Genomic DNA, 12,494 nt, shown 5'->3' on the forward strand with positions numbered 1-12,494 from the left:
GGCGGCCGTCCAGCCGGCCGCGATTCACTAGCGACAGCAATGCTTTCTCCCACCGCGAAGTCGAACGGAATGTGCGAATTTCGCGAAAAGCTGCGTCTCGACTTCTTCGATTGGTCAGGGCTTCGTCGGCGCATGTCCGAAGACGCCGAAGCCCGCCACGAACTCATCCGTCGATTGTTCTATCTCGTCACCATCGCCGCCGAGGACGCGACGTCATTGGCGGTCGAGGGACAGTCGACAAGCTCGTCGCCGGACCACGCGAGAGCCGCTGCGATAACTCTTCGGGAGCAGGGCATGAGGATTGAGATTCTCTCATCGGCAATCCCGGAATTGATTGAGGGGGTCGGAAATGGAGATGAGACGGCCTGATCACCGCAGCTGTCTGCTTGGTTGGACGATCCTGACTGTCTGCTGTCAGGATCGACAAGCCCGAAGCCGCCGTCCGTTCATATTATGCTGAGGCTGGTGGCGACGGTCAGCTGTCCGACTGCCGGCGTCAAAAGCAGTCGCTCATTTCGATGACCTTGATCGAAAGGTCTTGTGGATGACAGTATTGCCGTTTTTGAGCACCCAAGCCCAAGCGAGATTGCTCGGCGCTTCTGACTACCTGAAATTTGTCGGGCGGCCGCCAGACACTGCCTGAGGTTACTGCTTCTTTGGCGGCGGTGAGGATAGTGGCGTGGGGAGGTGCCGTGCCGCCAGCGGCGCAAAATCCTTTGATGAGCGCAGCATCTGGTGCATCGCATCGAGCTTCTTAGGCTTGAGCTGTCCGATGTGCCTCCTCGTCGCCTTGTCGTAGATCGCGCCGGTAATGCCGTCGATCACCTGCCCGTGATCGTAATCGTGCCCATGGAGCGGTGACGGCCAGTGATCAGCGTCCGACTTATGAAAGCGCCATGATCGACCATCGACCTTAAGGGTCTTTTCGACCAGCAGCACTGGTCCGGCGCTCGCCACCAGCTCGACATCCTCCGCATCGAAACTCATTTCGACGACGACTGGCGGTCGCTTATCGAGCCCGGCTTGGCTCAGCCCATGGCCGAGCCACGACAGCGGTAGGATCCACTTCTCGTCCTGGCTTTCATAGGCGATGCTGAAGGCCACGTTGGTCTTGCCATCAGCATAGATGGCCGAGCCGACCTTCTTGCCGCGAAACACGATATCGCCGGTCTCGGGCGAGAAGTTGAAGAAGTCGCTGGCGACGGCCGGGTCGGGTGCCCGTCCGCCGCTCGCCGCCTGGCCGCCACCCTCGACCGCGACGATCGCGGCAATCTGTTCTTCGACAAGCGCTTGGAACGCCTCGAACGCGCGATGGCAATGGTCGCGTTCGATTGCGAGGAGATCGACGACCTCGGCAACTGTCAACGGATCATTCCCGCCAAAGGCGTAGCGGACCTGGCCTCCGATCACCTCGCGTTTGACCATCGCGGTCATGCCGACAACAAACCGCGACGAAAAGCCGTGATTGTAGGTGTTGCGGAAGTCGTCTGACGCTTGCTTAAATTTCTTGCCCGCCAACCGCTCCAGCTTCAGCTTGAACTGTCGGTATTTCTTCCACTGCGACGCATAGGGCTCGATGTCGTTGAGGTAGAGGTTCTTGTCCGGAAACTCATCCTTCCAGTCCCGCCCGTCCGCGGCTTGGTTAGCCTGATGCGATAGATGCCCGACAGCAAACGCGAATCGTGACTTGATCGCATAGGGCTGACCGAGCGCGACCGTCCCAAGCGTTTCTATGAACTCGTGGCTCACCTCGTGTTTGTCGGTGTCGTTGAGCCCAGCAAGCACGCTGTCCCACGCGCGTAGTCGGTGCACATGGTTGGTGAGATCGTTGATGATATTTGCCAATTCGGTCGCATACTCGTTGAGCATATGGCTGTACGCCATCCAAGCGGCGTTGAGCGGGTTCGGCAGTGTCCACCAGCGATATTCTATGAACCTGCCGTCCACCGGTGTCGCGTCGAGCAAGGTCCGATAAGCTTCATAGAATTTGACCAGCTTTTCGGAGCGGTCGCGGGAGAATTGGTCGGTCATGGATGGTTAGATAGGGTCGTGATCTGACTTCTCCACCAAAATGCAGTCAATACGAATAAATCAATTTGGTAGTGCGCTTCGTGACGGCGAGTCGGAGCTCCCGCCGCTATATGACACCAGTTTGGGTCCCGTGCCGGGCGCCGTCCACTACTAGTGCAGGCGCATGTTGCACGACCCATTTTGTTCTTCTTCCGTTCAATGTCCTCATGGGCTATTCCGGGCCATGGTAAATGCGACGCAAATTGCCCGGTGGGCGGGCACGACTCCGGCACAAGCAGATTTGCCGCGGCTCATTCGGCGATTGATCCACGGCGCTGTCACAACGACCGAACTAGCGATGCCCGCCGGAGATTCCGTCACGCTCCCGGGTTTCGACGGCGAATTATATAGTGAGCATGGCAATGCCTGGGTGCCGGCCGGTCATTCTTGCTGGGAACTAAGCTGCCGGGCCGACATCGTCGCGAAGGCCAATGAGGACTATACAAAGCGCAGTGTTGCCCTCCCGCAGAATAACCGCGCGACCCGGACCTATGTGGCGCTCACTGCGCGCCGTTGGCCCGCCAAGGCACGTTGGCGGGACGAGAAGATCGCCGAGGGCGCGTGGAAGGATGTGCGTGCCTATGACGCCGATGATCTCGAACAATGGCTGGAGCAATCGCCCGCCGTACGTCTTGCCTTCGGCGAGGAGCTCGGCCTGTCGGGCCCCGGCGTTGAAAGTCTCGCAGACTATCTCGCGAAATGGGGAGCGCAATGCTCGCCGCGCATTACCTCCAACGCACTGCTGACCGGACGGACGGACCAGGCCGCGAAGCTCGTCCAGCGGGTCCGCCGAATTCGCGATGGGACATCGAGTGAGCCACTGGCCATAAAGGCCGACAGTGTAGAGGAGGCGGCGGCATTCGCAGCGGCTGCCATGATCGAGGAGCGCGACCTTGGGAACGTTGCCGTCGTCGTGACAAGCGTCGAGGGTTGGCGTTTTGTCGAGGCGAACGATGCGATTGGGATCGCGGTCGCCGCGACGCCTGCCATTGCCGAAGCGCCATCAGTGCGCGACCGGCTAGCGCTTGTCGTGCCTTACGCATCGGGGGACATGGCGCGCCAGTTCAGGGGGGTAGCTGGAAAGCTCAACGATGCCGAGCTGCTGCTTGAGCGCGCGCTGCCCTCCGAGTTCGAGAAAGCGCTTCAGCTCATCGGTCTCGACGAGAATGACACACGTCGCCTGTCGACATTATGCGGCCGCTCTTGGTCGGTGTTCCGTCGTCAGCATGCCATCAATCCCTCAATCCGTCGGCCGGCCTGGCTCGATCATCCCGCGGCGGATGCGCTCGCGACCGTCTGTCTGGTCGGTGGCTGGTCGACAGGCAAGGACGACGATACCGATATCGTCGCGCGGATCAGCGGCCGCGATTATGCCGAACTTGAAGCCGATCTCCTTGCGCTGGAGCGGCTTGACGATTCGCCGCTTCTCCATATCGGCACGGTCTGGAAGGCGAAATCGGCTCTCGAACTGCTCGCCATATTCGGAGAGCGGATCACGCCGCCGCAGCTTGAGCGCTATTTTGCCGAGCTTGAAACGGTTTTATCGGCCCCGGATCCGCAGCTCGAACTGGCGGATGAGCACCGCTACGCCGCTGCGATCCATGGCAAGGTGCGCCCGATCAGCGGCCTGCTTCTCGATTCGCTGTGCGACACGCTCATCAAACTGGCCGTGCGCGGCGTTGACGTCCCGGGGCTCGCCGCCAACGACATCCAAGGCCGCATCGATCGGCTTGTCCGCGCACTGCTGCGCGGCGGCGACCGCGTTCGCTGGCTGTCGCTAGCCGGCCAATTACCCGCCTTGGCCGAAGCTAGTCCGCACGAGTTCCTGACCGCCGTCGAGGCCGGGGTTGCGGCGCCCGATGGCGGTGCGCTCGCCGTATTCCTGGAAACGAGCGGATCAGGGTTCGGTAGCCGTTGCTGGCATGCCGGCATGCTCTGGGCACTTGAGACGCTGGCTTGGGCGCCCAACCGGCTGCGCCGTGTATCGCTAATCCTCGCCAGACTCTGCACCGTCGAAATCCACGGTAATTGGGGAAACAATCCTAAAAGCTCTCTCCTCGATCTCTATCGGTCCTGGTTTCCCCAGACTGCGGCCACCGTTGAACAGCGCATCGCCGCGATCGACTATCTGATCGAACAGACCCCCGATGCTGCCTTCGCGCTGCTCGACAGCATGACCGGGCCGGGTTCGGATACGGCCAGTCATATCGCACGGCCAAAATGGCGCGACGACGATGCGGGCGCCGGCTACGGCGCGACCGTTCTCGACCGGCACACTATGGAAGTCGCCGCGATCGATCGCCAGATCGCGATGTCGCGCGGCAATGCCGAGAGGGTAGCGAAGCTGATCCCGAAATATTCCCATCTCGATGGCCCCCGCCAGCAGCGCATTATCGAGCTGCTGACCGATTGCGCCACGCTCGGCGATGCGGACAAAGAGGCGTTGCGCGCGGCCTTGCGGCACAAGCTGCACTGGCACCGCAATTATGACGAGCGCGACGACGCGGCGCTCGGCGCGCTGCTCGAGCCGCTTGAGGCCGCCTACGTCGCTCTGGAACCGGAAGACCGGATCATCCGGAATGCCTGGCTGTTCAAGAACGGCTGGGTAGAGCTGCCGATCCGAACCCGCGGCGAAGCGCTCGATGTGGGTGAGCGACAGGGCGCGATCGTCGCCCGCGCCGCCCTCAAGGAGATTTTCGATTGTGACGGCTGGCCCGGGGTACTCGAGCTTGCCGAAGGGCATGGCGATCCTTGGACGGTCGGCTGCCATCTTCCGCATATCGGCCTGTCGGGCGAGAAGCTGCATCATTGGATTGTCGAACAGGCGGGCGACCTTCAGCGTGGTGCAGTCGGCACGACGCTCGCCGCTGCCATCCTGTGCTGTACGCCGCCCGACCAGCGCGAGGGGGCGCTCGACGCGATCTTCGCTTCTGCGCCCGCCAACAAACGGTCGGCAGAATGGCTGGCGCGCCTGCTCGTGCTGTGTCCGCACGATCCGGATATCTGGCGCCGCGCCGAGGAAATCGGGCAGGCCGAACATTACTGGTCGAACTGCACGAGCAATCTCTGGCTCGACGACCCCGCGGACATGACACACGCACTCGGCAAACTGATCGAGCACCGGCGGCCGGTCTCGGCGCTGAACGCCTGCCACATCAAATTTTCGGCCTATGATCCCGAGCTTGTCATGGCCATGCTCGAGGGCGTGCTGAAGGGCGAAGAGATCGACCAAGGACATATGCCGCAAAGCTATGTGTTCCAGCACGCGATCGACTTTATCGAAGCTGCCGGGACCATCGAGGAGATGCGGCTCGTCCAGCTCGAATTCGCGCTCATCCGCGCGTTTGGCTTCAGAGGAGAGCATCATGCAAAGACCCTCTACCGCGTGCTAATGGCAAAGCCGGAAGTCTACGTTGAGCTACTCTGTCTAGTGTACAAGCGGCGCAACGGACCGCAGCGCGAGGTCAATGAGGCGCACAAAGGCGCAGCGGAGAATGCCTGGCATATACTGCACGCGTGCCGGCGGCAGCCAGGAACCTGTGCGGATGATTCGATTGATTCCAGCGAGGCTACCGCCTTCGTAGAGGAGGCTCGGCGCCTCGCGACGGAGCAGGATAGGCTGGAGGTCTGCGACATCACGTTGGGCGAAATCCTTGCCCACGCACCGGACGGTGCTGACGGCATCTGGCCGGGAGAAAGCGCGCGATCGCTGCTGGAGAGTGCCGGATCGGAGGAGATGCTGCGCGGCTTTTACACCGGCACGATCAACAAGCGCGGCACGTCCTCGCGCGGCGCCTATGAGGGTGGCGACCAAGAACGCGAGCTCGCCGACTATTTTCGTAATCAGGCGGTGGCGCTAGAGGCGACCCATCCGCACCTGGGGGCCACACTTCACGAACTCGCCAAATCCTATGATCGACATGGCGTCTTCGAAGATCTCGATGCCCAGCTTCGCATCGAGGGAAGGTAGGAGATGCTGGCCAAACCCGAATTAGTGCGGCTTGTCCAACAGATTTGGGACCAAGCTGGAGCCATTGACGCGCTCAGAAACCTCGCATTCACGTTGCCGTGCTGGTAAAAGTTGGTCACGTTCGCTCGCTTCTAGGTCTGCCCTATTTGAAAGCCCTCTCCCTTGTCCTTGCGCTTCTCGGATCATGGCCCAGAATTCCCTTCTGCGCTTATCGACGCATTGATGGCAGGGGACGTCGTGTTCCTGTGCGGTACAGGCATCAGCGCGCCGCAGCTCCCCGACTTCAAGTCACTGGTCGACCAAACCTATGCGCGGCTTGGCGTCGAGATGGATGCGTCGGAGCAGCGATCCTATGACGGTCAGCGCTTCGAGGAAGTGCTCGGCGCCCTCGGTTGCCGGCTCGCGGATCCCGAGGCGATGGTGCGCGCTGCCTCCGAACTGCTGGCGGTGCCCGCCGATCCGCGGCTCGACCAGCACCACACGGTGCTGCGACTTTCGCGCGATCTCAGCAATCGCGTCCTCGCCGTCACCACCAATTTCGACACGCTGCTCGAGCGAGCGCTAGAACTACCTGCGCCGCTGGTTCGATCGCAAAGCTTTGCGGGCCAATCCCTCCCCGCGCCCGGCGGCGCCGGCTATTCATATCCATGGCAGGCTGGTCGACCCGACGCTCGACCTCGATCCGACGCCGCTGGTCCTCACCATCGCCGACTATGGCGACGCCTATATGCGCTCGGGCTGGGCCTCACGATTCCTGTTCGATCTTGCCCGCTGCAAGACCATCGTCCTCATCGGCTACAGCGCCACCGATGCGCCGGTCCGCTACTTCCTCAATGTGCTGGAAGCCGACCGCGCCCGTTTTCCGGACCTGCGCCCCGTCTATGCCTTAGACGCCTATGAGGATGATCCTGTCGAGGCGGAGGCGGGGTGGGGCACGCTGGCGGTCACGCCGCTCACTTATTGCAAGCTCAACCCCGTGACCGGTGTCCCCGATCATTCGCCGCTCTGGGGCGACCTCCACCGGCTTGCCGATATCATCGAGCGCCCTAAGCGATCGCGCGAGGAGCGCGCGCGGCAGATCCTCATCGGCGACAGCAGCCCGCTCACCGATCAGCAACTGCGCGAGCTTTCCTGGCTCTTCACCGACCGCAGCGATCTCTGGCCGGTCGCGCTTGACGCCATCACCGATCCGGGCTGGTTCCGCGTCCTTCAAGACAACAAACTCTGGTCGACTCAAGACGCCACTTGGGTGATCCCCGCCTGGATCGCGCGCAATTTCGAGGACCGCCAGCGCTTCATGATCGCCGTCGAATGGCACGCGATCCTAGGATATGACTTCCTCTCTCGCCTCGATCAACGGCTGCGGCAAGCCCCACCGGCATCGTCCTTCTGGCTCAAGGCTTGGCGCATACTGTTTTCGGCCGGGCCGGCCGAGCGTGCCGGCGACTTCGACGAGAATGCCTATGCCCTCAAGCAGAAGCTCGAATCGGGCCTGATCCTCGATGGCGAGCTCGCGCAGTCGGTGAATCTTCTTGCGCCGATGCTCGTGGCCCGTCGACCTTGGCGGCTCCATGAGGAGGACGGGGATGAGGTGACGGAAGCTGTCGACGCGGAAGCGGGCGAGCTGCGACTGTCGAATCTTGCCGCGCTCGATCTCCATGTCGTTGACGAATATGGCGCGAACGAGATCATCGAAGCTCTGAATGCGCTCGACGACTATGCGGTGCGTATCCTTGAACTTGGCAGCGAAGCTCTGCGCTCCTCGCTTCAGCAGTCGGTCGATCTCGGGATGATCGTCGATGATTACGACACGAGCGACTACAGCGTTCCCTCGGTCGAGGATCATGGCCAGAACGAGCATCACAACGGCGTGATCTTCCTCGTCCGTGCGATCGTGAACGCTTTTCCCAAAGCGGTCGCCGTCGATCGTGATCGCGCCCGTGCGCAGGCGGCGCAATGGCGGACATGGCCGGGGCGGATGGGTACTCGGCTGCTGCTCCATGCGGAGCGTTACGTAGCCGCCTTCTCGGCGGACGAGGCGCTGCAGTTGCTGCTCGAGCTGGAGGACACTGATTTCTGGATCATCCGCCGCGAGTTTGCCCTGGCGCTGCGCGACAGGGCCGCAGATGCCACGCCCGCGCTCCTCGATGCCGTTGAGGCCCGAATCCGGACCAATGGCGACGCCTATTATGCCGGCTATCCTCTGGAAGAAGGCCAGGTCGACTGGCGCGCACATGCTCGCGACAGCGAGGTCTGGCTCCGTCTGAACATGCTCGATGCCGCAGGCGTGCTCTCGGAAGCGGGCGGGGCCGAACTCGACGCAATCGTGGCGCGACGGCCTCATCTCGATCGCGCAGTCGAGGACCGCGACTTTTTCGGTTCCTACAGCTACGGCGTGCGGACCGTGGTGGGCGACAGCGGGCCGATCGTCGAGGCCGATCCCGACGATCGCCTGAAGGTCGCTGCGGAACTCAGCCAGAGCCCCGACATCAATCAGCAGATGGGGTGGAGAAGCTATTGCCGCTCCGACCCCAAGGGCGCGTTCGAGACGCTCACGGCCGCCGAGCTGACCGCGCCCAATATCGCTTTGTGGGATGATCTGATGGCGGCGCTAGCGTTCCGCAATGACGAGAAGGATGCGCCGCTGCGCAACCAGCTCGCGGTTGATGCCCTGGCGCACCTTGAGGGGCTCGACATGCAAGCCCTCCAGCCGATTGCCGCGAGCGTGGTCGATCTGCTGATGTTCGGCCCGCGCCGGCTTATCGCCAATCTCGAGGACTGGTGCGACAGGCTCTGGCCTGCGGTGCGGGTTTCCGATCACGAGATCGACTTCGAGAAGAACCTCTACGAAACCGCCATCAATCGCGCTGCCGGCAGGCTGGCGCAGGTCCTCCTTGCCGAGCTCGATCACACGCGCAAGACCGAGGGACCACATGAGGAACGCCAGCGTGCGCGGCTCGCCTTGGTCGCGAGCGACGACGGTCAGGCTGGGATCGTCGGGCGTGCGGTGCTCATCCACGACTTCGCCTTCATGCTCCTTGCCGATGTGGAGCTGGTCGAGGCGCACCTTCTGCCGCGGTTAGCGGCGGACACGGATGAGGCGCGTGGGCTGCGCGCGGTGCTCGTCTCGCACAGCAGCATCACCCCAGAAGTCACCAAGGTGGCGCCCGAGGCCGTGTTGCGCGGTGTCGTCGAGGCCCGGGCCGATTCTGGTTTTGCTGCGCAGATCGCATCCGGCATTTTGCGACCAGCGCTCGCCTCGGTACGCGGCGACGACGCCGACCGATGGGGCATCGGCGAAGCCGATGTTGGCCGCGCATTACGCGAAGCGCCGCTCAAGATCCGCACCGGCACGCTCGATGTCCTGGTTCGCTGGATGCATAATGACAAGGCCGGCGCCGAGGAGGCTTGGGAGAAGATGGTCGTGCCCTTCTTCGACCGGGTCTGGCCGAAGGAACGCCGCTTCGTCGACGATGCGCTCAACCGCGACCTAATGGCACTGGCAGTAGGCTCCGGAAAGCATTTCCCGGACGCGCTGGCCAAGCTGCGACCCTATTTCAGTCCCTATGCGCGCGAGCGTGCCAGCGTTCATCCAATCAAGCAGAGCAAAGCGCCGGAGGCGTACCCGCACCAAGTGCTCGACCTCCTCTGGCTGATTTTCGGCCCGACCGGCGGCAGCAGTTACGACATGGCTGATATTCTGGATCGCCTTATGGCAGCAGATCCTTCAATAGAGGTCGATCGACGCTATCAGTCGCTCGAGCAGCGAACTATCCGTTTTCGCTAAGCCTGCAGTCGGAACCATGCTCATCAAGTCGAAGCAGCCCAATTCGTCTAGAAGAATTATGAGATTCCCATAGCCGCCCCCGTACACAAAGCTACTCACGACCACTCGCTTTCCGGGTTGGTTGCTGAATGAACTATCGGTTTCCACAACGGCGATTGTTTCCGCACGTCTGTTCTTAGGGCGTTAGCAGTCCTCATTGGAAACGATGCAGCCTCCGCTTCTTCGATTGCGCCGGGAGTTTTCGAATTTTTCCGGCTGTGGCCCCGCGCTCGGCTCGGCGTGTCAATCAGGAACAACCAATGACTCATGGCCGTCGATCAACCATGCGCTGATCTTGTCACCGACCTGTTCGCCACCTTGCTCCTTGATCGCACATTCCCACACGACCGCGGTTCGCCATCCGGACTGCTCGAGAGCGGCAAGCGCCCTTTGATCCCTGAGAACATTCTGCTCGAATTTCCGAGCCCAGAATTCCGGTCGAGTGGCGGGCGTGGTCGTGAACCGGCAGCCCTCGTGGCGATGCCAGAAACATCCATGGACGAACACGACTACCCGAAATTTCGGAAAGACCAGATCGGGCCTACCCGGCAATCCCTTGTAATGCAGCCGATATCGTAAACCCCGTGCATGCAGGGCTTTTCGCAAGGCGAGTTCGGGCCTGGTATTGCGCCCCTGGATCCCCGCCATCATTCTGGACCGCGTCGCCTTGTCGACGACGTCGGCCATCACGAATTCCCCTGGCTAGTTCCGCCGGTCCTGGTATGTGGTTGAACCATGAAAGGAATTGTCGGGCGGATGACCAGAAGTTTCAAGACTGTTGATCTGTTTGCAGGGCCGGGAGGTCTGGCCGAGGGTTTTTCTTCGTTGCGAGATGAATCGGAAAGCAGAATTTTCGATATTGCGCTTTCGATCGAGAAGGAGGCGTCCGCATTCGCTACATTACGCCTCCGCAGTTTTGTTCGGCAGTTCGATCGAATACCGCAGGCCTATTATGACTATATTGCCGGCCGGATCTCGAGGGATGACCTGATCGCGCAACATGCAGCCGAATGGGCCGCAGCGGTTCGTGAAACCATGATGCTGGAACTGGGCACGGAAGCTGCGACCGCCGCACTGGATCCCGTGCTCGACGAAATTCGCGAGGTGGCCGGAAACGAAGCGATCCTGATCGGTGGGCCACCCTGCCAAGCCTATTCGCTTGTCGGTCGTGCCCGCAATCGCGGCATCAAGGGTTACGATCCCGCGGAGGATCATCGCCACTTCCTCTATCGTGAATATATCCGGATCATCGGGAAGCTGAAACCGGTCGCCTTCGTGATGGAAAACGTGAAGGGGATGCTGTCCTCTAGGGTCGAGGGCAAAGGCATCTTCGATCTGGTATTGTCCGACCTGCGTTCTGCAGGAGGCAGTCCCGACAGCTACACGCTCATCCCTCTGGTTGCAGGTGGCAAGGGGCGCCACGGCGGCCATATCATTCGCTGCGAAGACTATGGCATACCCCAGAGCCGTCACCGCGTGATTCTCCTGGGCATCCGCTCCGACCGAATATCACGTGACGACAGCGGGATGCTCTCCGGGCACACGCTGGAACCCGTTGCCACTCAGGCGACGGTATCGTCGGTTCTATCCGGCATGCCGAAACTTCGCAGCGGCCTCAGCCGTACTGAAGACAACCCCGAAACATGGCGCAAGACTGTCATCGCGGCATATCGGGCGGCCGCCTCTGCCTGCCGCAATGAAGGCACCTGGCTGAACCGCGTTGCCGACACATTGGTCGGTCACGCGCGTAATCTCCAGGAAATCGAAGAGCTTCCGCCGCGGTCCAGCAGGCAGATGGCTTCGGTATCCGACAACCGGCTGGGGGCTTGGCTGAGCGATCCGGAACTGCGAGAACTCCCCAATCACGAAACCCGCGGGCACATGGAGAGCGACCTCGCGCGATATGCCTTCGCGGCCGTGTTTGCCGAGCACTTTCAACGTTCTCCCAAGGCGGACGAATACCCGGGCCAGTTGGCCCCTGCACATGGCAATTGGGACTCCGGTAAGTTCGCTGATCGCTTCCGGGTGCAGCGCTGGAACGCTCCTTCCAGCACCATCACCAGCCACATATCCAAGGATGGGCACTACTTCATTCACCCCGACCCGACTCAGTGTCGCAGTCTGACTGTCAGGGAGGCGGCGCGTTTGCAGACATTCCCCGACAACTACTTTTTCGAGGGCAACCGGACTCAGCAGTTTGTCCAGGTGGGGAATGCTGTTCCACCGCTCCTTGCTCGTCAGATTGCAAACATTCTCAGTAACTTGCTTGCACAAGCGCGACTGCTTCGATCGGCGCACGTCCTGCACATTCCCGCAATATTTTCGGAATGTGATCGTATGGATTGACGAAAATTGCGAATCGTGACACATTCCACGCATATTTCGAGAATGTGAGATTCCTATGCGCGACAAGCGTCAAAAGTTCGTCGAACTTGCGGAGGCAAGGGTCAACAAGGCGCTGAAGGACATTCAGCTGATTGGCAATCTGTCCAACAGGTCGGCCTATGAATTCAGCGAAGCTGACATCCGAAAGATCTTTGGCGCCCTGCAGAAGGGCCTCGAAGGTGCCAAAGCGCGCTTTTCGAAGGAAAGCGAGGGCAGTGGCGGGGAGTTCCGGCTGTAGGCGTG

At 61.3% G+C, this 12,494-nt stretch carries 8 protein-coding genes; 5 read left to right on the forward strand and 3 right to left on the reverse strand.

Features of this window, described 5'->3' with window-relative positions; translation table 11 throughout:
• Positions 1-39: 39 nt before the first annotated feature.
• Positions 40-369 carry a hypothetical protein gene (locus tag ACT3CF_RS02060; RefSeq protein ID WP_478420068.1) on the forward strand — a complete coding sequence of 110 codons (330 nt, stop codon included), beginning with the start codon at positions 40-42 and terminating at the stop codon, positions 367-369.
• Positions 370-645: 276 nt separating this feature from the next.
• On the opposite strand, the gene ACT3CF_RS02065 is transcribed toward ACT3CF_RS02060, so the two are convergent.
• The gene (locus ACT3CF_RS02065; RefSeq protein WP_478420069.1) at positions 646-2,031 is read right to left on the reverse strand and encodes a hypothetical protein; all 1,386 of its coding nucleotides are present in this window, start codon (positions 2,029-2,031) and stop codon (positions 646-648) included.
• 337 nt (positions 2,032-2,368) lie between these two features.
• On the opposite strand from ACT3CF_RS02065, the gene ACT3CF_RS02070 reads away from it, so the two are divergent.
• A complete protein-coding gene (locus ACT3CF_RS02070) occupies positions 2,369-6,040 on the forward strand; it encodes a hypothetical protein (RefSeq protein WP_478420070.1) in 3,672 nt (1,223 codons plus the stop codon).
• 288 nt (positions 6,041-6,328) lie between these two features.
• Here the strand turns inward: ACT3CF_RS02070 and ACT3CF_RS02075 are convergent, their stop codons facing one another.
• Entirely contained in the window at positions 6,329-6,520 is a 192-nt protein-coding gene (locus ACT3CF_RS02075; RefSeq protein WP_478420071.1) for a hypothetical protein, read from the reverse strand.
• 118 nt (positions 6,521-6,638) lie between these two features.
• Here ACT3CF_RS02075 and ACT3CF_RS02080 point away from each other — a divergent pair, with 118 nt between their 5' ends.
• Positions 6,639-9,827, forward strand: coding sequence for an SIR2 family protein (locus ACT3CF_RS02080; protein ID WP_478420072.1), 3,189 nt, complete (start codon positions 6,639-6,641; stop codon positions 9,825-9,827).
• A 282-nt stretch (positions 9,828-10,109) separates the two neighbouring features.
• Here the strand turns inward: ACT3CF_RS02080 and ACT3CF_RS02085 are convergent, their stop codons facing one another.
• Positions 10,110-10,553, reverse strand: coding sequence for a very short patch repair endonuclease (locus ACT3CF_RS02085; protein WP_478420073.1), 444 nt, complete (start codon positions 10,551-10,553; stop codon positions 10,110-10,112).
• Positions 10,554-10,622: 69 nt separating this feature from the next.
• Between ACT3CF_RS02085 and ACT3CF_RS02090 the strand changes: the two genes are divergently transcribed.
• Together ACT3CF_RS02090 and ACT3CF_RS02095 are read left to right on the forward strand one after the other, a co-directional pair.
• Positions 10,623-12,212, forward strand: a complete 1,590-nt coding sequence (locus tag ACT3CF_RS02090; RefSeq protein WP_478420074.1) for a DNA cytosine methyltransferase — start codon at positions 10,623-10,625, stop codon at positions 12,210-12,212.
• A 55-nt stretch (positions 12,213-12,267) separates the two neighbouring features.
• Entirely contained in the window at positions 12,268-12,489 is a 222-nt protein-coding gene (locus ACT3CF_RS02095) for a hypothetical protein (RefSeq protein WP_120219631.1), read from the forward strand.
• Positions 12,490-12,494: the final 5 nt, after the last annotated feature.

The organism is Sphingomonas chlorellae, assembly GCF_056485145.1.